This is a genomic window from Novosphingobium sp. MBES04, from assembly GCF_000813185.1.
In the GTDB taxonomy this organism is placed as follows: domain Bacteria; phylum Pseudomonadota; class Alphaproteobacteria; order Sphingomonadales; family Sphingomonadaceae; genus Novosphingobium; species Novosphingobium decolorationis.
On the sequence record NZ_DF850488.1, the window covers coordinates 2053714 to 2076762 of the forward strand.

A 23049-nucleotide genomic window follows, 5' to 3' on the forward strand; every position below is an offset into this window, starting at 1 on the left:
GGCTTACTGCCCCTCGTCGCCGCTCGAGGTGTCGCCGGTGGCCTTGTCCTGGCCATCGCCGGACGGCTTGGCCGCGCCCGCTTTGCCCTTGTCGGCATCGCCCGGGGCTTCCTTGTCCTTGGCAGGGGCGCGTTCCTTGTTCGCAGCCGTCTTTTTCGCCTTGGCCTCGGCCGTCGCTTTCACCCGGGCGGCTTTCGCCTCGGCAGCCTTGCTGGCCTTTTCCTCGGCAGCGGCCTTGGCAGCTTCCGCCTCGGCGGCCTTTTCGGCCTCGGACTTGCCTTTCGCCTTGGGCAGGGCTCCCTCGACCAGGCCGAACTTCTTGGCTGCCTCGTCGGGGATCTCGTCGCCGGGCGCGGCGTACAACGTGGCACCAAGCTTGTGACCTTCACCCACGAGCTGGGTGCGGTCGGCGGTGAGGAACAGGCGCTCAGTAGCGAACATGGAAACACTCCCTTGGAAAGAGGATCATTCGGCCAGCGCCCAGGTCACGATCAGGAAATCCCCGGTCGTGTCCGTGGTCGTGTTCTCGATCGTCCCGGATGCACCGGCCGTGATCGAAAATTCGCTGGTGAGGTCGGCCTCCACGCTGGGCGGTGCGCCCTCGGAGACATGAAGAACGCTGAGCAGCGCGCAGTCGGGCGTGAGGTTGCCCGGCACGGCATGCTCGCCGGAGGCACCGCCCGGGATGATGGCGGTCGCGATGGGAACGGACAGACCGGAGATGGTCGGCATCGTCTGGGCCTTTCGGATGAAGGGGAAAGATGCGCCGGGCGAAGATGCGCGCCTTCGCCCGGCGACTTTGCGTCACCCCGCCGGGATCAGAGGCCGGTGACCGAACTGAATGCAGCCGGGCGGAAGAACACCAGGGCCGCGCGCATGTCGCCGCGCACGGTGCGCTTACCCTCGGCGAACTGACTGCCGACGTAGCCGATCTGGATGTCGACGCCCTTCTTCTCGAACAGGCTCAGCCAGGCGGGCTGGAACGAGCCGACATAGCCCGTACCGGCCGCATCGGCGTCAGCCTGGACGACAGGGAAGGCCCCAAAGGCGTTCGGGACCGGCCTCGCTCGGGCTGCCCCAGATATAGACGCCATCGGCCGTCTTGAGCAGACGCACGCCCTGCCAGTCGGTCGGGTGCATGACATGGTGCGTCGGGATCGCGCGGCCGACCAGGCGGATCTTGGTCATGGCCTTGAAGAAGGCATCGGGAACAGGGTCCGTGCCCTTGGCCTGGGTCTGGATGCCGACCGTGTTCTTCAGGCCGCGCAGGTTGGGCGCCGTGCCGTTGCCGATCAGGCACTGCCCGTCGAGCCGCTGGCGGATGCCGAAGGTCAGACGGTTGTTGATGTAGCCGCTCATCATCGGCGCGTCTTCGAGCTGCTCGTCGGTCACCGGCACGCTGTCGGTGATCTTGCGCACCGGCGATTCCTGCTCGGTGAAGGCAAAGGTCGATTCCGCGTAGGCACCGCCCTCGGCCGTTTCGGCCGCCGCGTGGGTGCGGGTGGTTTCCTGCATGAACTTGATGCTGCTTTCGCCGGTGCGGAACATCGGGATGATGTCGAGCAGCTGAAGCGGACGCGTGACGGCATCGACGAAGCCGGGCATGCGCATGCTTTCGGGGGCGTAGCCGGCACTGGTCTCGAACAGCGTCTTGGTGCCCAGCGTGTCGTACTGCGCGCCCTTGGCGAGAAGGTCCGAAGCCCAGGCATCGTCGAAGCTGAAGGAGATGCCATCGGGCGCACCGCGCGCGGCCCAGTCCTGGTACGCCTTCTCGCACGCGACCAGCTCGCCCAGCGACTTGATCTGCGGACGGCCCTGATTGCCGCCGCCCGAACCGGAGTGGCGGAACTGGCTTGCGGCCTTCTCGCGATCAGCATGCTGGCCAGCGGCCTTCTCGGCGGCGTCCAGCGTATCGGCATGCTCGCCCAGCTCGTTCAGCTCGGCGTTCATCTCCTGAACGCGCTTGGCCACCGCGACCGAACCCTTCACGCCGTCGCCAAGGCACGTGACCTTGTTGAAGTCGTACTGCTTCTGACCGCTGTCGCTGCTGACCAGGGCTTCCTCGAAGACCTTGCCCAGCTCCTGCTGCTTCACCGCCATTTTCTCGCGGGTCTGCTTCAAATTCAATTCCGCTACCGGCATGCCGATTGCTCCCTTGCCCAATTGCCTGAGTGACGCTCAAAGTGTCGGGCCATATGGAAGCAGGCGCTCAGGCCATGCGCCCCGGACGGCTGTCCGAGCGGGAGGTCTCGCGATGTCGGGAAGGGCGCGTCCGAACTCGGAGGCGCGGGGCACGGTCTAGCCGATGCGATGAGCCGATGACAACCACCACGTGGCGTCCAGCTGCAATTGGGGGAAGAAAGCAGGGCCACAAACGCCCTGAAATGCCGCTTAAGAAGCCCTAAGAAGCAAGGTCACCCATCAAGGTGAGGGATTGTCCCGTCAGAACGCTCCTGAGGCGTCCTGACGGGAATTTCGGCATATTCAATCCGAAGCGGGAAGATGACCCCGCGATTGCCACGCAAGCCACCCGCCAAGGGCGGCCTGGATTTCATGCTCGGCCTTGGGATCGGTCGTCGCAGCTTTCTCCAGGGCCTTGCCCAGCGAGACGTGAATCTCGCCCAGCTGCTTGAGGCCGGTCTTCGAGAGAAGCGAGGTATCCTCGCCGATCGCCTCGGCCATCTCGGCAAGGTTCGCGATCAGCGGTGCGAAGTTCGCCGCCTTCAGTTCGGCCGACTTGATCGAAAGCGTGCCGGTGCCAACGCCCGCCCCGCGAATGACTGGCGAGATTTCATCCACGCCCAGTTTCTTGAGCACCTGGACGTGGCGCCCCTCGCGCTGCTGGTAGTCGGCGTCCAGGACATCGTAGCCATAGCTCCACTCCTGCACTGGATTGCCCTTGGCCAGGTCGAACTTCAGCGTCTCGTGCCAGTCCTTGCCCGCCTGGGTGTTGAGGTTGAGATGCAGATCCGCAACGGCCCAGTCGTTCTCCTCGTAGATCCAGGCCTTGCCCAGCGGCATGGCCTTGCGGTTGTGCGCAGGCAGGATCTGGCACCACTGGCCACCGCCCTGGCCCCACGAAAACGCGCCGGGCGCGTAGGTGTCGCCATCGCTGTCCACGGCGGAAAGCTGCGCGATGCGGGCGCGGCCGGTCCCGGCCTCGTCCATCTTCTCGATCGTCAGCGACTTCACGTTCATTGGTCTACTCCTCGAAATTGGGCGCGAAGCTCAGCGTGCCGTTGGGATGCTCTTCGTCGGCCATGGTCAGGGCCTCGGCGATCGTGGCGATCGAACCGTTGCGGGCAATGTGGCTGGGAACGGATCGGCCGGGGCCAAGGCGGCCGTCGTAGATGATCAGGCTGGTGACACCTGCCGCCCGCGCGCGTTCGATGGTGGAGATGTTCTGCGCGTACTTGGTTTCGGTACGCGCGATCCGGCGTGCCCGGGTCTGGGGCGTATCGTTGGGCCCGGCCTCCACCATGTCGGCGATGCGATTGGCCAGCTGGGTCGCGCCTTCACCTTCCGCGCGGCCCTGCGCCAGCGCCTTGAACAGCGCATCGCGGCTCTGCCCCTCCAGGTCGATCAGTCCGGCACGCCGGCCACCGGCCGCCACGATCGAACGGGCAACCACATCGGGCAGCGATGCGCCCAGGCCTGCCTCACTCGCCGCCTGGGACACCGACCGCGCGACCTCGGCATACTGCGCCTCGTACTGCTGGCGCAGTTCCGCGTCCCAACGCGCGATGCCCAGGCTCTCCAGGATCATGGCGATCAGCAGTTCGTCCGCCTTTTCGCGGCGGGTCTTACCTTGGGTCGCCTTCGCGTCCTTGATGGTCGGATCCTGCTCAAGAAGCGGAAGCGCCTTGGCCGCGGCATCCTCGCGCAACCGGGCAAAGAAGCCCGTAAGCGCCTGCTCGAACGCCGTCTCATGGCCACCTGCCTGCCGCTCGAGCATGCGGGCGTAGGCGACACCGCGCTCCATGGCCGCCTCGCTCGCACGGCCTTCCGCTTTGGCTTTACCTGGTGCGGGCAATGCGCGGGTCGGTTCGGCTTCCTGCGCGGCGGGAATACGCATGGGCGCACCCTCGGGGACCTCGATCGAACTGATCGGCCGCAGATAGAATTTGTGGCTGTCGTCGGCATTGTCGCCCAGGCCAACGCGGTACTCGAAAACGGTGTAGGCACCGCTCGCCAGCTTCTTGTTCCAGCGCTCGACCTTCTTGTCCTCATCCTCCTGAAGGGCGACGACGCCGCTGGTGTCCCAGCCCACCTTCTGTCCATCGGCCTTGCCGAACTGGCCCACCAGCGAACGCTGCAGCTCGTCGGCGAACATGCGTGCGATCGGCGATACGCCGTTGTTCCAGGCCAGCTTGCGCAGCTCTTCCATGGTCGCGCCCACCTTGGTCTGCTGCAGCCCTGCGCCGAAGCCCACGACGGCGGCCGGGATGCCCAGGCACGCGCAGACGCGCTCTTCGGCCACGTCGCGCCCCTCGCTCATATTCATCTGCTGCGGATTGAAACCGTAGGGCTGCACGTCGGTCGGCGCGCCCATCACCAGGGGGCCTCCGCGATTGTCTCCGCCGAAGGCCTGCTTGAACCACGCCTTGGTCGCTTCCACGTCCTCGCCCGCAGGCATCGCGCCGCCCTTGGGGCTGATCACCACACCTGGCACACCCATGTTGCGCAGGAGCGAGGCAACGAAGTTGGAGCTTTCCAGGTCGACGAAGATCTCGCGGATCACGCCGTCAAGCGGGGACATGCCAAGGCGCGTGTTGCGCGGATTGATGCCGTACCGGAAATGCACCACGTCCTCGGGCGGAACCTTGATCGGTTCTGTGCCGCCTGGGCTGTACTCATAGTGCGAGATATAGACCTCGCCGCCTTCGGGCCACTTGGGTTCCATCAGCCAGCTGGGCACGAACCACAGCTCGATCGGGATGCCAGCCTTGTTCCGGATGATCATCCAGTAGGCGTTGCCCGTGATGCAGAACATCACCACCGTCGCCATCCACAGCGCGATGTCGCCATAGAACGGGTTGGGCGTCTGGATCAGTTTGACCATCGCGTGATCCGGCATCGGCGCAGGATTTCCCTGCGCGTCCTTACGCTCCACCTCCAGCACGGCCTCGGGCAAAGCCCGGGCGATCCACAGCGCCGGAGCGGTGACGACAGAGGCATCCAGACAGTCGCCGATTTCCTTGCGATAGTCGAACCGAGTGCGCTTCAGTAGCTGGCCAAAGAACGGCACGCGCGCCACATGGCGCATCGCGTTCATCGCCTTGGAAAAGCCCTTGGTGAACCAATTCATGCCGGTATCCAGTCATCGTAAAGGGGATCGCGCGGCCGGGCCGTGCTGGGCGCGTCGTTGAGCGGACGCCAGGGCGCACCGGCATCGCGCATGCTGGCGGCATGGAAATTCCAAAGGCCAATGGCGTTGTCGCCGTGGCGCTTGCCGCCGTCCGTCCCCTCGTTGCGCACATGTGCGGGCAGCTTGGGGACGCCGCCTGCGTTGACCAGCTGGCGAAGGTCGTTGCGGGTGTCGAGGTCGGCCGGGATCAGGATGGTGCCGTCTTCGAACGCGGCGCGGAACCGTGGCCCGGTTTCGCGTTGCCAGACGGGCGAAGGCATCAGCTCGACGATGCGCTCGGCCCCGAACTTCTGCGCGGCCTCCTGGGCCAGCACCATGCCGTTGCCGTTGGCATCCAGCACGCCGCCGCCATAGGTCCCGATCAACCCAAGCTGCTCGACCACCCAGAACAGCGCCTGCTTCTGCTGATCGTAAGGGCACTGGCGCAGTTCCACAATGAAGGGCACGTGGCGCTTCAGATCCTCGCCGACAAAGCCGAAAGGGTACGAACTGCGGTCCTGGCGCATGGCGAAGTCACCGCCGTTGAACCAGGTCAGGCCCTGATTGGCGTAGCGCTGGATGATCGGCTGCACATTGCGCTGCAGCCAATCGTACATTTCGCCGCGCCGTGCAGCTTCGGGCATGCGCACGAAGTTCTCATGGGGCGGGCTCCAGCGCAGCACCTTGTACTCGCTTGTGCTGCACGCCTCGATCCAGGCCAGCGGCAGGAGAACGCCTTCGCCCTCGCGCGGGATGGCATCCAGTTCCTCGCGCATCGCATCGACCCGGCTGCCGTAGGAGCGCCGGATCTTGCGATACCACTCTTCCTTGCCGGTGCTCGTCGGCGTCCATCCCCGCATCAGGCAGACACGTTCGTAAAGCCCGTTCGCCACCGCGTCGTCGAAGGTCACGTGGTGGATGGAATAGTCGTAGTTGCCCTCGCGAGTGTCCTTGATCAGCTCGTTGAAGGGGTTGAGCGCGCCGTTGTGCGTGGAGATGATCCGGATCACGCCGCCCCAGATCAGCATGGCGTTGCAGGCATCGATCACGGCCGCGACATTGCGGTGGAACGCCGCCTCATCGATGATCACGCGGCCCTGAAGACCGCGAATATTGGCCGGGTTGCTCGACAGCGCGACGATCTCGTTGCCCGAAGCAAAGCGGATGCGATAGGCCGCGATCTGCTTGGTGCTGCCATCGCCTTGGACATCGTCGAACAGGAACTCGTGCACCTGGACAAGTTCCTTGGCCACCGCCTTGGCAAAGCGCGCACAGACCGAGATGAACTCCAGGCCCTTGTCCTTGGTGTCGCCGATGTAATAGCTGTTCTGCCCACCGGCCGATTTGGCGGCAGCGCCGATCAGGGTCGTATCCAGCGCCTCGGCAAACGTGATGCCGGTCCGCCGCCCTTTCTCACCCAGCTTCAGGTCGGACTGATCCGCGATCCAGGCCTTCTGGTGCTCCATCAGGATGCCATCGGCCAGCGGGTCCAAGTCCTCGGGCGGAAGTTCGCCCAACACCAGCTCGTCCACGGGCGAACGCGGCGGGGCCTGGTCCGCCGTGGGCAAGGTATCGCGCTCGGCCACGCTCACAGCGGCTTCACCCGAAACACCATGTGGCCCGCGCCGTGTCGGCTCAGCGACACGTGCTTGCCGTTGGCATAGATCGCCTCGACACGCCGCACCTTGAAACCATGGGAGAAGCGCACCGCCTCCACCGGATCGCCCCAGTCATCGGCAAGGCCGATCAGCTGCTCGCGCAGATAGACGCCGATCTCGCAAAGGTCGGGGATCTCGCGTTTCCAGTACTTGCGCACACCGCGCGGACGATCGGGCAGGCGGCTCATGACTTCACGCCCAGGAACTCGCGGCGCATCTGCGCGATGCGATCGGCCGGAAGCCCGGCCTCGCGTGCGAACCCTTCGGCGCGGTCGGCGGCCTTCTCCATCTGCTCGGAGACACGGCGCTCGAGCTGACGGCGGTATTCGTCCGATCCCTTCTGCGCATTGACCGCCGATTGCAGCGCTCGGCTCATCTCCATGATGCCCTTGGTGGTCACCTCGCCATCCTCGAGCATCTGGAACATCGCCAGCTTCAGCATCTCGGCCACCGCCACGGTGACCTGGTCGGGCCCTTCCGTGCCAAGCGACGTCACCAGTTCGCCCGACATGCGCTGGACTTCATCCAGCTTGCGGAACTGGATCGCCTTGCGCACGGCAAAGCGGCTCCAGGCGGACTTCGAGATGGGCTCCAGGCCGCGATCGGCCAGGCGTTCGTTGAACTCGGCCAGGATCGCCGTCTGGGGCAGGTTGCGCTCACGCAGCTGCTCGAGCGCCCAGACCACGTCCGGTTCTGCCTCGTCGGGCAGAAGGTCGATCGAGGAAAGCCGTCCGCGCCCTTCACGCCGGTTCGAGGTCGCGCCCGCCATCAGTCGACATCCGCAGGCCGCGAGATACCCGCGATCACGCTGCGCTCTTCCAGGTGATCGCGGCCCTCGCGCGTCAGCTTGGCAACCAGCAGCTCACCGGCCGGGGAAAGCTCGATCGCCCCCAGCTGCTCCAGCTTGCGCAGCTGTGTCTTGATCCAGTCGCGGTCGCGGCGGATGCCATAGATATCCAGCGTGCGCCGGATCAGCAGATCGTTGAGGCGGCCATCCGCCTGTCGCTCCAGTTCGCGCAGGATCTGCAGCCGTGCATCTTCGGCAATTACGCCAGCCAGCCCACTCATTTGCCAAGGCCCCTTTCAATAAGCATGCGTTCGATGCGGTCGACGGAATGGTTCGTGCGCTGGGAAAGCTCGCGATGCCCGCCAAGTTCGGCGCGCACGGTGGCGATCCGCTCCTCGATCCGCTCGATGTCCTTGATGGTGGCGACCTCGCGCTTCATCTCGTCGAGGTCCGCCTCGAGATAGCCCACGCGCCCGCTCAGCGTGTTCATGTTCTTGGAGATCTCGTTGACCTTCCGGCCCAGGTGCCCGGTGCCTTCCGGGTTCGCGGCACCGCCCCGGAACACCACGTATCCGATCGCCAGAACGATGAAGGCGATGATCGCCCACTGCAGCCAGATTTCCATTAGAGATCATCCCCGGAATTGCGCGACCCGATCGCGCCCGTCACCGACGCGAAGATGGCCTTGATCATGTTTTCGATTTCGCGGCCGGCCAGCTCGATCAGCGAGTAGCCGGAGAAGCCAAGGCCGATGGCAACGACGAAGGCGAACAGCGGGCCTGGCTGCGCCTGGGCCGCCCAGGTGACCGCAACGATCAGCATGATCGCGCTCACCAGCAGGAACCGCAGTGTGCCCTGCGACCGCTCCTGCTTCGGGGCCAGCGGCCGCGCCAGCAGAACCCCGGCCGCAGCCAGCACGACCTGGACAACAGGGATTGCCATCCCGTCGAACTGGATCGTCAGCAGAGGGGCGGCCACCTGCGCGTCCTGCATCACGGCAGCGGCCAGCGAAGCCGACCACGGCCCGTAAAAGCTCGCCAGGTGCTGGAAGGGATGGTCGATCACGGATTGGTCCTTATCGCGGCCTGCCCCTCGACCGCGTCGATCAGGGCGTTGAGCTGCTCGGCCTGCTCGCTCGCGATCAGGCGCTCGTGAAGGTTCATCGGCTCGCAGACGAGGACGGGAGGAAGTCCAGTATCGTCGGGCGCTTCAGCAGCTCCTCGGGCGCTTCCCAGGCTGGAGGACACGTCAGCTGCGCCGGGTACGCGGGCAGCGGCTGCGGCGGCCTGGGACTGCAGGCGCTCATGGCGAGCGCGCAAAGCGGCAATACGATCCTGGTAGTCATGAAGCGCCTCCTGGTCCTTCGCGGCCCGCTCGGCGGCGACCCGTCGAAGATTGCTTTCCTGCGTGGCCTCGGCCTGGCGCGCAGCGTCCTGCAGATTGGAAACCGTCGCCTCGGCGGCCTCGGCGCGTTCGCGCGCTCTGGTCTCGTCCGCGCGGGCCTCGGCCAGCTCGCCGCGAAGGCCCGGGATCTCGAAGACATTCGCGTGGAGGCTTTCCAGGGCGAGCACGAACAGCGCCGCATGCCGCCAGTCTGCAAAGATCCAGGCGAAGACGGCCCAGCATGCACGCCAGATCCCACCTACAGCGGCGCGAAGCGGGCCAAGCCCGGGCACCAGGGCCAGAAGGGCACGAAGGCGGCTCAACGGCCCAGCTCGTCCGCCCGGGCCAGCCAGCCCTTCAGGAAGCGCTGCTGCGAAGGGTAGCGTGTCACGATATCGCGGTACCGCTCGCGCGCGGCCGCGCGGAACGCGGGCACCAGCGCATCACGGCCCAGCGAGGGATAGCGCAGAACCCAGCCAAGCGCGGTCCGGGTCAGATCGCCAAGGCCACCATCGACCTTGAGCATGGCGGGCGCGTCTTTCGCCCCCATCTTAGCCCGTGCCTCCATCAGGCACTGATTGATGGCGCGCTGCAGCAGCTTCACGGCTGATCCGCGCCCGCCATTCACGCCCTGGTCGAACAGCATTTCACCGATCGGTGCGGGAAAGCGCTCGCACTGCAGGGCCTGCCAGAAGCAACGGTGGTAGAGATAGACCGCGCCGCTCACGGTCAGAAGGCGGATGTCGTCAATCGTGACATCGCCATCCATGTCCAGATCGAAGTCGGCCTTGCCGTCGCCGTCATCGTCGAACGCACCTTCCGATGCCAGGAAGCGCAGCGATATTCCGTATTTGGTCGCGCCGCCCCGGTCGAGCTTGTCGTCGACAAAGCCGCCCTCGATCCGCAGCAGCTTGCGCACGGCAACGCCGAAGCGAACCGAATAGGCGCGCACGATAATTTCGATGTCGTCCTGACCGGACGGGGGAGGAGTTGCGGCGTTGCTCATGCCGCTGCTTGTGGCGGTTGAGACCGCGCCAAGCGCCCCGGACGCATGTCCGTGGGCGCGGTGATCATGGGATCAGAAGAGGCTCATCTGCCTGTCATCGCCATCTTTGCCCAGGCGGGCACGGCGGCGGCGGATGGTTCGGGTGCTGTAGCCGGTGCACAGCGCAATGTCACGCTCGGAACGGCCTTCCTGGATCATCGCATCGATCCGGGCGCGCATCTGCGCGGCATGGCCGGTCGGGCCAAGCGGCAGGTCAACGCGCAGGCCGCCCACACCGCAAGTAAGTTCGTCGGCCACCGCGCGGGCGGCCTCACGGCCGATCAGCTTGGTCAGCCAGTGGTCGGCGCCGGGCACGGGCGGGATGTAGACCTGCGTCCCGCCACGCGCCTCGGCAATCGCCAGCGCGGCGTCTTCACCCGCCACGTCGGCGATCTGGGCAAGGACGCCGGGCAGCGTGATCATGGGCGCTCGCCCCGGGGCGCAAGCGCTATGGCGCGATCGCGCGGATAGGTGCTGTCATCCATGATCGTCGTCACGGTTTCCCCGCGCACGACGAAGGAATGCCCATCCACGCGCACCAGGTAATCGCTGTCGCTGATCGCTCGCACGGCCTCGTGGGAACGGGCCAGCGCCTGGGAAATGCGCATGCGCAGCGTCTCGATGTCATATGCCCCCGCCCGCTGAAGAAAGCAGACAAGGGCGTGATCGGAAATACGCGGTCCCGACATGGCTCAACCTCCCATCTGGACGGCAAGAGCGGCGATCAGGATGCCGCCTAGGACAAGGCTGCCCAGGGCAAGCCGGTGAAGGCCTGCGCTGCGCCGGGCGCCGGTGCGCGAACCAAGCTCGGGCAGGCCTTCCCATTCCCGCGTCGGCCCGAACCGCGACTGGCTGGTATAGCGGGGACGCTGCGCCATTATTCCTGCCCCCCGCGCACCGGCGCCAGCTCGCGCAGCTTCTTGCCCAGGGCCTCGGCCAGGTCCTGGTACTGCTGCGCGGTGTACGCCGTCTCGCAGGCGGTATCGATGCCGCATAGGCGATAGGCTGCGATGTCCAGCGACCAGTCCTCGGGAATGTTCGCCTCGCGCTTCAGCCGGGCAAGGATGGCCTTGCACAGGCTCTGCTGCAGGCCGATCGGGCCGAATGGCTTGTCCATGTGATCGCTCATCGCCCAGCCATTGCGCTCGCCCATGTTCTTGAGCGCCTCGATCAGGCGATAGGCATCCGACTGGCGCGCCCAGATCAGCTTGTCACAGCCCAGCTGCCGCTTGGCGAATGCCTCCAGAGCCCCCTCGTGCGCGCTGCGCACCACGCCCAGGTGGTGAAGCGAAATCCAAAGCGCACGCGCCTTGCGCGCCATGGGATGCTGGGCGATGCCCGCGTTGCCCTTTTGCTGGATCGGCCGGAAGCCGCGCGATTTCAGGAACTCGATCATGCGGGCCAGCTGCGCGTCGGAACACTTCGTCAGGCTCATGTGCCCCGTCGTGTCCAGCAGCATCTGGCGATAGTCATCCTCCTGGATCGCCAGCTGCGTGCGGGCGATCTGGATCTTCGCGATCATCGAACGGCGCTGCTGGCTCGGCTTGTCGAACCGCGCTGGCGCGGCCTTCACTGCATTACCCATGCGAACCTCCCGTAAGTGCGGCAATGCCCAGCCCCAGGGCCAGTGTGCCAAGTGTGAAAAGAAGGGCCGAAACAACGTCCATCAGGTCCTCGGCCGGGGACTTGATCTGGCGGTACTCGCGCACCAGCGCGCGCCAGCGCTCCACCATCGCCATCATGCCGCGACCGCCCTTGAAGAAAGCTGCGCCCAGGCATCCTGCATGTGGTCAGCGGCCAGCGGCGCGTTCTCGCTTGCCGCCATCATCGCGCCCAGTTCCAGCATCTTGGTCGCGTTGCGAAGGCCTCCGGGAAGCGAGGCCACCTTGCGGATCTGCGCGATCTCGCGCGGCCCGTGGATGTTCCAGGCCTGCGCCAGCGCATCCATGTCGGCCTGCAGCGGCAGCATGCGAATAAGGCGCATGCCCACCCGGCTGAACAGCTGCGCGAAGTCGGCCTTGCGGCTCGTGCCTTCCAGGCGCTGCATGACACCGATGTTGCCGAACAGGGCAAGGCCCACACCGATCCGGTCATGCCAGCCTCGGATCTCTTCCAGAGACGCGGCAGACATGTGCTGCGCCTCATCGAAGATCAGCAGCGGATTGCCCAGGTTGCGCAGGCGATCGCAGATCATCCGCGTCAGCTTCTGCGGCGTGCCCACCACTTCGCCCAGGCCCAGCGCGACGGCCACTTCCTGCTGCATGTTGTTCACCCCCGCATTTGAAGGGGCCATCAGCACGTAGAACACATTGGGAAAGCTCGAGGCATAGTGTGTAGCCGACGAACTCTTGCAGGTGCCAGGCCCCGTCGCGGCCACCACGACCCGGCCGCCCATACGTCCGCCCTGCGCCCAGCGCAGCATCGACACCAGGTGCAGGCTCGTCTCGCACTCGAAGTACCCGGGCACTTCGGGCGCCTCCATGTCCAGCGCCGCCTGCGAGGCCAGCAGCTGGCGGTAGAGGTAGACCTTGTCGGCAACCTTCTGCTCATCGCCCGCATAGCCGCGATCGCTGCCGAACTGGCTGAGCGTCCCCTGCGGAATGCCGGTGCGCTTGGCCACTTCGGCCCAGCTCAGGGCGTTCCCCTTGCGAAAGTCGATGATCCAGTTGCGCTGCTCTTCGATGTCGATGGGAAGATTTGCAGTCTCGTTCATGCTACTTGGCTCCAGTCTCTACTTGGGACGGGCGCGCGGGAAAGTTTCTCAGGCCTGCCCGCGCGCCCTTATCATTCCACGATCTTCAGGCGGTTCGATGCCTGAAGGGCGCGGAAAACTCGGCTTTCTCTCGAAATAGTCTGTTCGCCTTGCGGCGTGGGCAGGGCCTTCAACGCCGCGGCGGTCTGGCCACGGTGACGCACCATGCGCACGGCGCCCGGATCGGGCATCTGCGGGGCCTGCGCGGCGGGCTGCATAGCGGCCACCTGCTCGGCGCTGAGGAAGCGTTCGGCCTCCTCGCCCTCGCGGACCGCCTTGCGTGCGGCGGCAAGGCGCTTGCTCGATGCAACGGCCCCGGCCTGCGTATCGAAGCCCTGATCCTCATGGAGGTGGGCTGTCGCCAGGAAGTGGCCTTCCTGGTCATACAGGAAGATGTCTCCATGCAGCTTGTCGGGATCGAAGCGCACCGTCACCTTGCGCCCGGCAAGGTCGTGGCACTCGGCCGACCAGTACCGATTGCCGAACAGGGAGATCATGCCCGTCTGGCGGTCCACGGTCTTCTGCTCGGCCGTCAGCAGCGCCACGCGCAGCTGTTCGGGCGTCGCCTTGCCGATGGCCGAACGCGCATAGCTCTCGGTGAACACCTCGTCGAAGCTGCGCCCGGCGTAATGGCGTCCGGTGCGGCCCTTGCGGGCATTGTGCTCTGCGATGCCCTTCGCCACGTGCGCACAGAACTCGTCCCAGCCCATGGCCCGCTGGCCATAGTTCTCCGGCTTGTTGACCACGCTGTTGCCCGTGTACGCGCCCTCGCAGGCCGGGTGGCGCGCGATGCGATCGCACATGTCGCGAAAGGCACGCTCGATCGGCTTGGACTGGCCGCGATACGGCAGCGCCCAGTGGGTCTGGATGCCCAGCGCCGTCAGGATGCCGGTCGGATCGCTCTCGCGGATCTTGAAGCGAAAGCGCGTCTTCGCGCCGCCCGTGATCGCCTTGCTGGCAAAGGCCCGGCCGTTGTCCAGCAGGCAGGCCTTCGGGATGCCCCAGTCGCGGAACAGTCCTGCCAGCGCGATCTGCGTCTGCAGCGTGTTCTCGGTCAGATCGATGCACCAGGACAGAACCTTGCTGCTGTACACGTCCTGCAGCGCCACCATCAGCGGACGCACCGGCTTGCCGCCGCCCGGAGGGACAACCCAAACGTCGAACTTGTGGCCGTCGATGTTGACGATATCCATCGCGTTCAGATGCTCGACCGTGCGGCGCTCGGCGGGGATCGATCGGCGCAGCGCCTCGGCGCCCTTGCGCCGCTTGATCACGATGCCGCGCGGTATTTCGCGCTCGACGCGGCGGCTCAGCGTCCTCTTGGAAGGCAGTGAGAGGCCTCTTTCCTTGGCAATCGCGGCCACCCGGTCATAGCAGGACGCGAACGTCGGCTCCGAAGGGCGCAGATAATCGCTCTTCAGGATGGACCACAGCTCGGGATCGATCTCGGCCGTCACGCCGCCGCCTCTGCGGCGCGGTGCCAGCGCGGGAAGCCGGTTCGATGGGGCAATGCCCTCGACCAGGCCAATCCAGTTCCAGATCGTCGCAACCGACTTGCCGCAGTCCTTCGACACCTCGGACACGGCCGATGTGCGCGACATGCCGGTTTCTTCCAGTACCTCGACCTCGTGGATGATGCGCACGCGCAGTTCGGCCTCGGCCTTCACCTTGGTCGACTGCGCATCGAACCAGCGCCACCCGCCCACGTCCTGCTCGATCGGGGGCAGCGCCGGGATGTCCGCGCTGATCCCGCGATCGGCCAGCGCCAGGCGTGCCTGCCCGGGCAGCAGGGATACGTGATATTCCATGCCCCCGCCGCGTCCCGCCCGCTTGCGCACCAACAGTTCGCCGCACTGGTCCTTGCGATAGGCCCAGCCCTTTTCGTTGGCCCAGCGGTTAAGCGCGCGCTTCTCGGCCGGAAGGCCCGGCAGCGCCAGTTCGGCCAGTTCGGCTGCCGTGAACCATTCGCGGCCGGTCATGCTGTCCTTGGCCTGCATTACATTCCCCCGGATCGGATAAGCGGTGCGGATCCGGCGATCCGCTTCTTCTCGGCCTGCAACTGGGCGATCTGGCGATCGATGTGCCCCAGGCGGGCGGTATGAACTTCCTCGCCAACCAGCAGCGCAGCGCCGATTTCGCGCATCAGCGGGTCAAGCAGGTCATGGCGCCCGGTCACGGCAACCAGCGCCATCAGGCGGCTGAAAGGCACCTTGTGTTCAAGGCGCGCCGGGCTCGAATAGGCGTCCAGCATCGCGCGGCTGACCTCTTCGCCCAGCAGCACGCTCATCTGCGCCGCGATCACTTCGCGTGCCCGGCCATCGCTCGCCAGGATCGACCCGACCATGCGGCACACGCGCTGCTCCATCCCCGCCAGCGCGGCCTCGCCCTGAGCAGGCAGCGGCGCTTCGAAAGCGAAGCCAAGCTGATCGGGATGGGCCTTAGCCTTGACCATGGCTCCCCTCGTCGGAAGTAGAGGACGGGCGACGCTCGGCATGGAACAGCGCGCCGCGATCGCGGCAGGCCTGGCAAAGCGGCATGGCGTCGGGATTGCGCTCGATCTGCGCTGTGATGCGCGCGCTCGTGCAGCCTGGGCACGTGGGGCCAAATGCAGCATGGGTCATGCGGCCTCCGGTGCGAGGTAATGCGTGGGCCGGAAGTCCAGATCCTTCCCGCTCGAAAAGCGCCACCGCATGTCGACGAAGCGCACGACAGCGAACTGTCCGCCACCGAACACAAGTTGGTAGCGCCCACAGATCGCCTGTTCGTCGATCTCGCGCAGATCGATACCTGCCACCGTCATTGCCAGCCTCCATGCGAAGGATCGGCCATGCGCGACACAGTCGCGCGATATTCGGCCGAGGGTGGAAAGATCTCGCTGAGCGCGGCCAATGCCAGGAGGCCAAGTGCAATCGCACCGCCGCGAAGAAGAGCGCACAAGGTCACGGCTTCACCTCGAAGCCCTGCGTCTCGGCATAGGCGATCACGTCGCTGGCCAGCATCCGGGCCTGTTTTCCGCTCACGCGGTAAAGCCGGATATCCGCGTTGCGATCGACCACATCCACCAGGATGCAGCGCGCCTTCAGGAACGCGATCGCGTTCGCCAGGCGCGCGCGGCGCACATCAGCCATCAGCGGCGGGACGGGCTTGGATTTGGGGGCAGGCGTTCCCGAAGTGTCGCCTGCGATGTCCGGCCGGCCGAGGTTGGGTGTCTCGGCCGGCGCGGACGGTTCGGCCTGTGCCGGTGCGACCCGAGCAGGCTCTATGTGTCCGATCACCGGGGCTTTGGGCTCGTCGGCGGTCGGACGGGGGGAAACAGGCGAGATAGTGAGCCTGGGGATGGCCGTGACTTCGACCGCGCGCCTGACGAACCCAGGGGTCAGGGCAAAGGGCGCGGCCTTCACGTTGGGGCGATCTTCCGGGCGCGGTGCCTCGCGGGGCTCCTGACACTGCAACGCCTCGGTCACGATAGCCGAGATCCACAGCTTGCCGTCTTCGCCCAGTTCATCCCAGGCGCAGGCACCAAAGACACCAAGCACGGGCGCGCTGTCGACGATCTTCTCGGCAAGCCCAAGGTTGTCATGTAATTCCTGGTATCGGGCAGGGTTCAGCATGGCTCAGTCCCTCATCATCCATCGCGCGTCCCAGTCCCGGTAATCGGCGGGCTCGCGCTCCAGTGGTTCGAATTCGTTGACGGTGTCGGCCTCGGGCGCCCGGGTTCCGCAAGCGCGGCGCCGGGCGCGGGCCTGATCGCGCAGCAGGCGCTCCGCTTCCCTCGGCGTGCAGCCCAGCTCCAGCGCAAGGGCAAAGGCCTCGCGGTGCGCCCGGTACTGCTCGGCCAGGGAAGCGTAGCGCGCCATCAGCCCTGCATCCTCGCCTGCTCGATTCGATCAAGCCGCGCCTGGCTGCCTTGCCGCATGGCCAGGGCATGGCGAACGTCGGGGCCAAGGTTGCTGCACAGATAGGCAACCCGGCCGCGCACATAGCTTTCGGCAAGGCCCATCCGTTCCGCGATGGCCTTCTGCGAAAGCCCGGCCTCGAAAAGGTCAACGATCCTCTGCTCGCGCGGCGTGATCATGCCTCCACTCCCGAACGGCGATCGGCGATGAACCGCGTGCAGGCATCGATCAGCGCGCCCAGGGCGCAGATCTCGTTGTCCCATCCATTGCCCGGAAGCGCCCGCAGCCCATCGCGCTCGATCTCGGCGGAAGAAACGATCGCATGGACCAGCTCGACGGTCGGGTCCTGCGTGCCGAACGGAAGGCCCGGCAGGCCTTCGCCCCCTTGCGCGAACCGCAGCAGTTCGGCCACCGCGCGGCTTGCGCTGCTGGCCGCGCCAACGGCTATCGTGGTTTCGTAAGACATCAGTTCTCACCTCCGAAATCAGCGAAAAGGGTGCGCTGGCAAACCGCGCGGGCCGCCTCGATCTCGGTGTCGTCCACCGCCTCGCCCACGCTCAGCTTGGCGATCACGTCGAACGCGGTGCTAAGCGCGCCCTTGAGGTCGCCCTCGTTGCCAAGCTCCTGGGAAAGCAGGTCGCGCATCTGTCGGCGGACCAGGTCGCCTTTCAGCGCCCCGACGATCGAGGCCAGGTTCTCCCGCTGCTGGGCGGCCGTCAGGCGGCCCAGGTTGCCGGTCACCGCATTCAGGTGCTTCTGGTAGGGCACAGCTTCCGCCGCACGGGACTTGCCCAGCATGCCGATCCCGCACTGGACCTTCGCCTCGTCCACGCTCAGCTCGGGATCGTCCAGCAGCGCCTCGATCACCAGCTTGCGCTCGCCCTCCACCGGCATCTTCGCGATCTCGCGCAGCTGCTTGTAGTTCTCGCCGACCACAGGGTGCTTGGAGAGCGCCTCGATCAGCCCGGGAAACGGCTCGATGATCAGGCGGAAAAGCTGCAAATCACGATGGATCGTGCGGCGCGACATATCCAGGGCATCACCGACCGATTCCTCCCAGCCATATACGTGTGCCATCGTGTCACACGTATCAGTAGTCTCCTCCTCGAGAGCAGTATCCGCGGTTTCCTGGCGCGCTTTCACGCGGGCCCAGCGCGCCTTGATCGCGAGCTTTTGCTGGCTGAGATCGCCATGCTCGCGGGCTATGCGCTCCTGCGCCGCCTGCACCAGCGCGGCCGTGAACTTGGCCCGCTCGATAGGGGCCAGCGGGCGGCGGTGCAGGTTCTCGCTGGCCTCCAGGTCGGCCAGCGCGTCGGGCTTTCCGGACACTTCGATGGCCCAGATCGTGATGCCCTCGATCCGCGCGCCAACCAGGCGGTGCATGCCCGTCACCAGGCGCCAGGGCTGGCCCGCGTTCTTGGGGTTGGCAACCACCTTGATCGGGTCGCGCTGGCCATCCACGGCCATCAGGCGGCCCAGCGCAGCGGCCTTGTCCTCGTGCAGGAACCCGATGCGGGTGCCTTCGTCCACATGTTCGGGCGAAAGCTCGAACAGCTGCGCATTGGCCAGCAGGGAGCTGGAAGCAGAAGCGGTCATGTCAGGGAAGTCTCTTCACTTAGACGATGCGCGCCGCGCGCACCGCAGGTATCGTCAACGGCATCGGAAACAGTGGAAGGCGAAGCGCCGTGAACCGGAGCCTTGAGCAAGAAGTTGAGCGCCTGCGTGAGCAGGTCTACGCACTCCAGCAGCTGCTGCTGGCGCAAGTTGTTGCCTTCGATCATGTCGATCGGCAGGCCACCGACAGCGCCCTCGACAACGCCCGTATTCAGAGCGCCTCCATGGTCGGCAACAACCGCGCACACGCCGCGCATCGTCTCGATGGGCTGATCAAGGCTGTCCTCGACAGCCGCCAGGGCTGACTTCGCGGTGCGAAGTGCGAGCCGCAGTTTGAGCCGGTTGACGCTCGCCCGAGCCCCCGCAGGATCGGCGAAGCCGGTGTCTGTGAGCAAAGTCACTTTGCGGCCACTCGACGGCTTACAGAATTTTTACGGTGCGACCCTGATTTCAGTCCGCTAGAGTCCAATCCTATGGATTCTTCCTGCTCTCTCAGAACCTCTTCAATTGCATCTCGCACTCGCTGGCTCGTGCGGCCTCGAAACAGGTCACTTACGCCCGTGGTCGGCAGATCCCGCTCCTCAATGAAGCGGGCGACCGTACCAAATCGCTTTCGTATTGCGGCTTTGACGTCTTCAGGGTGCGTCCGGTCCAATATCATGGTCAAAAGTCCAACTGTTTGTCCCTATTTTTTGGACCATGAACCAAGAAGGCGGACCTTGCAACCCATAATTCTGGGAATTCTAGATGCATGAGTCTGCATCCGATCGCTTGCGCGCTGAGCGCAAGCGCCTGCAGTTGAACCAAGCTGAGTTGGGCAAACTCGCGGGTGTGTCGAAAAACACCCAAATGGCCTATGAAAATGGCACTTCACCGATCACGCTAGACTATCTTGAGAAGGTGGCCGAGCATGGAGCCGATACCACATTCATTGTCACTGGATTGCCCAAGGCAAAGGACGTTACGCCCTCAGTCAGAGATGACGAAGATATAGTCGAGCTGGCTGAGATCGACCTTAGGTATGGCTTAGGTGCGACATTTGTTGACGGGCCAGTTCAAACTGAAAAGCGCACGTTTTCTCGCTCGTGGATCCGCTCCTTCACTCAATCCCCTACGCAATGCCTGTTTTGGGCGAGCGGTGATGGAGATTCGATGGAACCAACCATTCGAAGTGGAGAACTCATTCTAATCGACACATCTCAAAAGAGCCCCCGAATGTCTGAAGGCATCTGGGCCGTCGCTCTCGGTGATTTCGGCATGATCAAGAGGTTGCATTATGCGGGCCCTCGTGAGGGCTTGAAGCTCGTGAGCGATAATGCCTTGGTTCCAGCTATCTCGGTCGCGGAAGATGAGCTTCATATTATTGGCCGAGTGGTTGCTGTCGTCAGGAGACTTTGATGGAAGCCGAGACGCCAACTAAGGACCGGAGGTTCAAGGAGTATGTCATCGGGGCGCTGGTAGGAGCACTCGTCGCCTTTGCCGGCGCTTGGATCGGGATGCCCTATCTCAATGCTTGGCGCTCGGAGTTAGCGTTCATGAACAGTGAGGGCGATTACAGCGCACGCTGTGATGCGGCACTGCGAGCTGCCGAGGCTCTGCGAGAAGCTGGAGACTACGATGCAGCTCGATCTTGGGAGGAGAAGGGACGAAATGACTGCTTCCTGGCCCGGCACCTTTGACGTGCCGCAGAAAAAGGCTTCGTTGATGGCACGATCCCACCTTGCCTTAACTGCGGCAGTAATGGCCGCCGCCATGCCCCAGGGCGCCCAGGCTGACGATTTCGGAGATCGTCTGCGCAAAATGCCTGCGGCACACGTCTCCAGCGCCAAGACCATGGCGTCGCTCGAATGGTGTCTCGGAACAGGTATCGGGAAGTGGATGCCGGTCTCAAGCTTGCATGGCGAAGACCGGCTGCTGGTATATGGAGCACCCTCGGGAGGCGCGGGTTTTGAGGCTGTTTACATAATGGTCCAGGTCGTAGACACCGAGCAGAAGCGAGATATCGCGTTTAATGCTCATAAGAGTTGGGACGACAAGACTGAAGCGCTCATCCGCTCCTGCGCAAAGGGTGTAAGCGATGAGTGATGAAGAGTTTCACACCGACCATGATCTGATCATGCAACTGATCGGCGCACACGTTCGAATGGCAAGTGTGCTCTCGCGCGCTCTGGAAGATGCAGGGGTTATTGAGGCGGAGAGATTCGCAGATCTTCTCCACAGTGAGGACAATATCGTCCTTCGTGCGACTGCTCGGGCTCTCTCTCGCTCAGGACCAAACTTGTCTCTGATCCGTGGCGGGGCGGACAATGACGATCATACGCCTCCATCCCCTTCGCCACCCCCTGGCAAATCGTAGCCTCGATCTCGCTCGTGGTTCGCCCTTGTTCCATGTGCGCCACCATAATCTGCAGCGCGCCAGCTACCGCCCCGGACGGCTGCGGACCTGCCGTAGAAACCTGTCCCACTTCCACGCGGCCCAGGCTGGGTAGACTGTGGGACAACTCGGCCAAGGCTCCGCGGTATTCTCCCGATTTCACCGAACTGCGTAGGGTTTGCGGAAGTGGGCACCGATTTACCCCACTTCCGCCCAGTTCGCGGATCGCTGTATGGCCTCTCAGAACCTCTCAGCGCCCGCAAATCCGCGCCTGAGAAGCCCCTGAGGGAAATAGCACCTACTCTAAGAAGTCTTGTCCTGGATCGTCTAAATGGCCAACCACTCTAGACACAGGACACACGCCAACCAGGCGAAGCCCAATTTCCCCAAAAGCCCGGAAATCCGCCACACGCGCCCCACGAAATCCCGGCCAATCCCGTCAGACCCCGCCTAGACCACCACTCCAGAACCTCTTGTCACTGCACAATTCCATCCCGGAGAGCGCGGCCTACCGGTCTGCGGCCATCGCGGTTTGGGTCTGCTCGTCAAAGGGCGCGTAAAGGTCGTAGACCTTCAGTGCCGGATCAAAATGGTCCCAGCGGACGGCGTCCTTACCGTATATGACGTTCTGCGGCGTGACCTGATCCGGCTCGTCCAGCGAGCCCGCCTGAATCATGAAGAGGTGGTGCCGGTTTTCTGGACAGGGTGTTAAGCTAGTCCCGACCTGATGGATTGGTACGGGATCGCAGGCACGTTCTCCGGGGCTGGCGATGTCGCCAAGGCCGTCAGCAAGAGCGAGGTCGAAAGGCTGAACGCCAAGATCGGGCAATTGGTCGTCGAGCGGGATTTTTTAGCGAAAGCCTTCGGTCGATGAGCGTGGACCGCAGGCGGGCGATGGTCGAAGCTGCTTGCCACCGCCTATCAATCACGGCGCAGTGCCGCCTGCTGCGGATCAGCCGCTCGTCCTATGCTTATGCCCCGGTGCCGGAGACGGATGAGACGCTGGTAATCGAACGGTCCAATCATGTGTGGTGCGCCGACATGACGTACATTCCGATGCGCCGTGGCTTCCTCTATCTGATGATCAAACAGGCGGCATGAACGACAACCGGGATTAGCTTAACTCAGCCGCCAAACTGTCGAAGAAGGCGGAACCACCTCACTCCAAGGCCGGCAGGGTCACATGGAATAGTGGACCGTCAAGCTGTAATAGCTTACAACCGGCATGCCATCAGCCAATCGAGCTGGTTCGTACTGAGTTCGCATAAGTTCCTCGCAGACGAGATCATCGAAGCGCTTATCATTAAGCGACTGAGGGACCCTGCAACTGGTCGCTTTGCCATCGTCGTCGACTGTAGCGACGGCACTGACCAGCCCAATTTCGTTCTGCCGCGCAAGATTCAAGGGATATTGAAACTGAATCTTACGCACAAAGGCTTGATTGTCCCTGAGCTTGACGGGCGTTACGACGAGCCGATTGATCTCGGGATCGATGCCCCACGTCTTCAACAGGTTGTCTGCACAGCGATTTAAGGCGGCAAGGGCTTTGTCGAAGGCCCCCGTTTCGAGCTCCAACTGTCGCGTGCCGAAATCAAGTCTCATACCGGTCACGTCTCGGGCCAGTGCCGGAGCTAGGACCGCATCGGGGAAATCGTTCGGATGCTGGTTTGCATCAGCTTTCATCATCTCCAATTTCTCAGCTTGTTCAACCTCATCGCGGGCAAACGAGCTAGTGAAAATGAGAGTGGGGATCTTGTCGGGACCATCTACGCCCGCCCGCATCCCCACCTTTCGACTGGGGTCCGGCAAATAGGACAATCCGATTTTTTGTCCCTTACCCTCAACATGTGCGAGCTGACCTGACAATTCTGTTCGAAAACTCGAACCCGGCGTAAAGGCCGAAAAGCGCAGCAGGACGAGATCATCTCCCGTGCCGAACACACGCTGCAATCTGCACGCATTTTCGGCCCAATCCGCGTTCCAGGGCGAACTGGGCGACAATCTACGCAGCGCATCATGGGCCTGAGCGTCGCTGATTGAGGCGAGCACAGCGATTGCCCGCATCGACGCACGATAAATCCACTTAATGATTCAATCCTTTCGCCACACTCTATCCGGCCGCCAATAATGTGCAGGAAAAACCAGCAAGATCCCTGAACACCCTGCGCTCTCCTATGGCAGAATACCGAAATG

General features: G+C 64.2%; 37 protein-coding genes. 5 read left to right on the forward strand and 32 right to left on the reverse strand.

Going from position 1 to position 23049, the window contains the following annotated elements; all coding sequences use genetic code 11:
- Nucleotides 1-3: 3 nt before the first annotated feature.
- From MBENS4_RS08970 to MBENS4_RS25320, 30 genes are all read right to left on the reverse strand, one after another.
- Nucleotides 4-441: a hypothetical protein gene (locus tag MBENS4_RS08970; protein WP_039390244.1), complete on the reverse strand. Its 438-nt coding sequence runs from the start codon at nt 439-441 to the stop codon at nt 4-6.
- A gap of 24 nt (nt 442-465) precedes the next feature.
- Nucleotides 466-732: a hypothetical protein gene (locus tag MBENS4_RS08975; RefSeq protein ID WP_039390245.1), complete on the reverse strand. Its 267-nt coding sequence runs from the start codon at nt 730-732 to the stop codon at nt 466-468.
- An 86-nt stretch (nt 733-818) separates the two neighbouring features.
- Nucleotides 819-1094 carry a hypothetical protein gene (locus MBENS4_RS26105; RefSeq protein WP_199904360.1) on the reverse strand — a complete coding sequence of 92 codons (276 nt, stop codon included), beginning with the start codon at nt 1092-1094 and terminating at the stop codon, nt 819-821.
- A complete protein-coding gene (locus MBENS4_RS08980; RefSeq protein WP_206778140.1) occupies nt 1018-2121 on the reverse strand; it encodes a phage major capsid protein in 1104 nt (367 codons plus the stop codon). The genes MBENS4_RS26105 and MBENS4_RS08980 overlap by 77 nt, the downstream gene beginning before the upstream one ends.
- A 363-nt stretch (nt 2122-2484) precedes the next feature.
- Nucleotides 2485-3198, reverse strand: a complete 714-nt coding sequence (locus tag MBENS4_RS08985) for an HK97 family phage prohead protease (protein WP_052322135.1) — start codon at nt 3196-3198, stop codon at nt 2485-2487.
- Between the two features lie 4 nt (nt 3199-3202).
- The gene (locus tag MBENS4_RS08990; RefSeq protein WP_039390248.1) at nt 3203-5308 is read right to left on the reverse strand and encodes a phage portal protein; all 2106 of its coding nucleotides are present in this window, start codon (nt 5306-5308) and stop codon (nt 3203-3205) included.
- On the reverse strand, nt 5305-6939 hold the full coding sequence (locus MBENS4_RS08995; protein ID WP_052322136.1) for a hypothetical protein: 1635 nt from the start codon (nt 6937-6939) through the stop codon (nt 5305-5307). The genes MBENS4_RS08990 and MBENS4_RS08995 overlap by 4 nt, the downstream gene beginning before the upstream one ends.
- Complete coding sequence (locus tag MBENS4_RS09000; RefSeq protein ID WP_039390250.1) at nt 6936-7193, reverse strand: hypothetical protein; 258 nt, start codon at nt 7191-7193, stop codon at nt 6936-6938. Before MBENS4_RS09000 ends, MBENS4_RS08995 begins: the two co-directional genes overlap by 4 nt.
- A complete protein-coding gene (locus MBENS4_RS09005) occupies nt 7190-7774 on the reverse strand; it encodes a phage protein Gp27 family protein (protein ID WP_039390252.1) in 585 nt (194 codons plus the stop codon). Before MBENS4_RS09005 ends, MBENS4_RS09000 begins: the two co-directional genes overlap by 4 nt.
- Nucleotides 7774-8073, reverse strand: coding sequence for a VpaChn25_0724 family phage protein (locus MBENS4_RS09010; protein WP_039390255.1), 300 nt, complete (start codon nt 8071-8073; stop codon nt 7774-7776). The genes MBENS4_RS09005 and MBENS4_RS09010 overlap by 1 nt, the downstream gene beginning before the upstream one ends.
- Complete coding sequence (locus tag MBENS4_RS09015; protein WP_039390257.1) at nt 8070-8417, reverse strand: hypothetical protein; 348 nt, start codon at nt 8415-8417, stop codon at nt 8070-8072. The genes MBENS4_RS09010 and MBENS4_RS09015 overlap by 4 nt, the downstream gene beginning before the upstream one ends.
- Nucleotides 8417-8857 (reverse strand): hypothetical protein, encoded by a 441-nt coding sequence (locus tag MBENS4_RS09020; RefSeq protein ID WP_039390260.1) that lies wholly within the window; start codon nt 8855-8857, stop codon nt 8417-8419. Before MBENS4_RS09020 ends, MBENS4_RS09015 begins: the two co-directional genes overlap by 1 nt.
- Nucleotides 8854-9498, reverse strand: coding sequence for a hypothetical protein (locus tag MBENS4_RS09025; RefSeq protein WP_039390262.1), 645 nt, complete (start codon nt 9496-9498; stop codon nt 8854-8856). The genes MBENS4_RS09020 and MBENS4_RS09025 overlap by 4 nt, the downstream gene beginning before the upstream one ends.
- On the reverse strand, nt 9495-10181 hold the full coding sequence (locus tag MBENS4_RS09030) for a glycoside hydrolase family 108 protein (protein WP_052322137.1): 687 nt from the start codon (nt 10179-10181) through the stop codon (nt 9495-9497). The genes MBENS4_RS09025 and MBENS4_RS09030 overlap by 4 nt, the downstream gene beginning before the upstream one ends.
- Before the next feature lie 72 nt (nt 10182-10253).
- Nucleotides 10254-10643, reverse strand: a complete 390-nt coding sequence (locus MBENS4_RS09035; protein WP_039390265.1) for a hypothetical protein — start codon at nt 10641-10643, stop codon at nt 10254-10256.
- On the reverse strand, nt 10640-10909 hold the full coding sequence (locus MBENS4_RS09040) for a hypothetical protein (RefSeq protein ID WP_052322138.1): 270 nt from the start codon (nt 10907-10909) through the stop codon (nt 10640-10642). Before MBENS4_RS09040 ends, MBENS4_RS09035 begins: the two co-directional genes overlap by 4 nt.
- Nucleotides 10910-10912: 3 nt before the next feature.
- Entirely contained in the window at nt 10913-11098 is a 186-nt protein-coding gene (locus MBENS4_RS09045; protein WP_039390267.1) for a hypothetical protein, read from the reverse strand.
- Nucleotides 11098-11805: a gp16 family protein gene (locus tag MBENS4_RS24030; RefSeq protein WP_084592013.1), complete on the reverse strand. Its 708-nt coding sequence runs from the start codon at nt 11803-11805 to the stop codon at nt 11098-11100. Before MBENS4_RS24030 ends, MBENS4_RS09045 begins: the two co-directional genes overlap by 1 nt.
- Nucleotides 11798-11962, reverse strand: coding sequence for a hypothetical protein (locus tag MBENS4_RS25750; RefSeq protein WP_159108035.1), 165 nt, complete (start codon nt 11960-11962; stop codon nt 11798-11800). The genes MBENS4_RS24030 and MBENS4_RS25750 overlap by 8 nt, the downstream gene beginning before the upstream one ends.
- Nucleotides 11959-12933, reverse strand: coding sequence for an AAA family ATPase (locus MBENS4_RS09055; RefSeq protein WP_039390270.1), 975 nt, complete (start codon nt 12931-12933; stop codon nt 11959-11961). Before MBENS4_RS09055 ends, MBENS4_RS25750 begins: the two co-directional genes overlap by 4 nt.
- Before the next feature lie 71 nt (nt 12934-13004).
- Nucleotides 13005-14969 carry a transposase domain-containing protein gene (locus MBENS4_RS09060; protein ID WP_052322140.1) on the reverse strand — a complete coding sequence of 655 codons (1965 nt, stop codon included), beginning with the start codon at nt 14967-14969 and terminating at the stop codon, nt 13005-13007.
- Nucleotides 14969-15424: a hypothetical protein gene (locus MBENS4_RS24035; RefSeq protein ID WP_052322141.1), complete on the reverse strand. Its 456-nt coding sequence runs from the start codon at nt 15422-15424 to the stop codon at nt 14969-14971. The genes MBENS4_RS09060 and MBENS4_RS24035 overlap by 1 nt, the downstream gene beginning before the upstream one ends.
- Nucleotides 15411-15593 (reverse strand): hypothetical protein, encoded by a 183-nt coding sequence (locus tag MBENS4_RS25315; RefSeq protein WP_144400877.1) that lies wholly within the window; start codon nt 15591-15593, stop codon nt 15411-15413. The genes MBENS4_RS24035 and MBENS4_RS25315 overlap by 14 nt, the downstream gene beginning before the upstream one ends.
- Nucleotides 15590-15772, reverse strand: a complete 183-nt coding sequence (locus tag MBENS4_RS09070) for a hypothetical protein (RefSeq protein ID WP_039390273.1) — start codon at nt 15770-15772, stop codon at nt 15590-15592. Before MBENS4_RS09070 ends, MBENS4_RS25315 begins: the two co-directional genes overlap by 4 nt.
- Nucleotides 15773-15911: 139 nt before the next feature.
- Entirely contained in the window at nt 15912-16583 is a 672-nt protein-coding gene (locus MBENS4_RS09075; protein ID WP_039390275.1) for a hypothetical protein, read from the reverse strand.
- A gap of 3 nt (nt 16584-16586) precedes the next feature.
- On the reverse strand, nt 16587-16829 hold the full coding sequence (locus MBENS4_RS09080) for a hypothetical protein (RefSeq protein ID WP_039390277.1): 243 nt from the start codon (nt 16827-16829) through the stop codon (nt 16587-16589).
- Nucleotides 16829-17047 (reverse strand): hypothetical protein, encoded by a 219-nt coding sequence (locus MBENS4_RS09085; RefSeq protein ID WP_039390279.1) that lies wholly within the window; start codon nt 17045-17047, stop codon nt 16829-16831. Before MBENS4_RS09085 ends, MBENS4_RS09080 begins: the two co-directional genes overlap by 1 nt.
- Nucleotides 17044-17334, reverse strand: coding sequence for a hypothetical protein (locus MBENS4_RS09090; RefSeq protein WP_039390281.1), 291 nt, complete (start codon nt 17332-17334; stop codon nt 17044-17046). The genes MBENS4_RS09085 and MBENS4_RS09090 overlap by 4 nt, the downstream gene beginning before the upstream one ends.
- Nucleotides 17334-18464: a hypothetical protein gene (locus MBENS4_RS09095; RefSeq protein ID WP_039390283.1), complete on the reverse strand. Its 1131-nt coding sequence runs from the start codon at nt 18462-18464 to the stop codon at nt 17334-17336. The genes MBENS4_RS09090 and MBENS4_RS09095 overlap by 1 nt, the downstream gene beginning before the upstream one ends.
- Nucleotides 18461-18883 carry a hypothetical protein gene (locus MBENS4_RS25320; RefSeq protein WP_144400878.1) on the reverse strand — a complete coding sequence of 141 codons (423 nt, stop codon included), beginning with the start codon at nt 18881-18883 and terminating at the stop codon, nt 18461-18463. The genes MBENS4_RS09095 and MBENS4_RS25320 overlap by 4 nt, the downstream gene beginning before the upstream one ends.
- Before the next feature lie 346 nt (nt 18884-19229).
- Between MBENS4_RS25320 and MBENS4_RS24040 the strand changes: the two genes are divergently transcribed.
- The 3 genes from MBENS4_RS24040 to MBENS4_RS09115 are packed head-to-tail and all read left to right on the forward strand — an operon-like array spanning nt 19230 to nt 20567.
- A complete protein-coding gene (locus tag MBENS4_RS24040) occupies nt 19230-19880 on the forward strand; it encodes an XRE family transcriptional regulator (protein WP_052322142.1) in 651 nt (216 codons plus the stop codon).
- Nucleotides 19880-20161: a hypothetical protein gene (locus MBENS4_RS25325; RefSeq protein WP_144400879.1), complete on the forward strand. Its 282-nt coding sequence runs from the start codon at nt 19880-19882 to the stop codon at nt 20159-20161. Before MBENS4_RS24040 ends, MBENS4_RS25325 begins: the two co-directional genes overlap by 1 nt.
- Nucleotides 20133-20567 carry a hypothetical protein gene (locus MBENS4_RS09115; protein ID WP_144400880.1) on the forward strand — a complete coding sequence of 145 codons (435 nt, stop codon included), beginning with the start codon at nt 20133-20135 and terminating at the stop codon, nt 20565-20567. The genes MBENS4_RS25325 and MBENS4_RS09115 overlap by 29 nt, the downstream gene beginning before the upstream one ends.
- 797 nt (nt 20568-21364) lie before the next feature.
- On the opposite strand, the gene MBENS4_RS25755 is transcribed toward MBENS4_RS09115, so the two are convergent.
- Complete coding sequence (locus MBENS4_RS25755; protein ID WP_159108037.1) at nt 21365-21532, reverse strand: hypothetical protein; 168 nt, start codon at nt 21530-21532, stop codon at nt 21365-21367.
- A gap of 51 nt (nt 21533-21583) precedes the next feature.
- Between MBENS4_RS25755 and MBENS4_RS27560 the strand changes: the two genes are divergently transcribed.
- On the forward strand, nt 21584-21730 hold the full coding sequence (locus tag MBENS4_RS27560; protein WP_159108038.1) for a hypothetical protein: 147 nt from the start codon (nt 21584-21586) through the stop codon (nt 21728-21730).
- Complete coding sequence (locus MBENS4_RS27565) at nt 21727-21957, forward strand: hypothetical protein (protein WP_084592014.1); 231 nt, start codon at nt 21727-21729, stop codon at nt 21955-21957. Before MBENS4_RS27560 ends, MBENS4_RS27565 begins: the two co-directional genes overlap by 4 nt.
- Nucleotides 21958-22035: 78 nt before the next feature.
- Here MBENS4_RS27565 and MBENS4_RS09130 read toward each other — a convergent pair whose 3' ends face one another.
- Nucleotides 22036-22920 (reverse strand): energy transducer TonB, encoded by an 885-nt coding sequence (locus MBENS4_RS09130; protein WP_039390288.1) that lies wholly within the window; start codon nt 22918-22920, stop codon nt 22036-22038.
- Between the last annotated feature and the right edge of the window lie 129 nt (nt 22921-23049).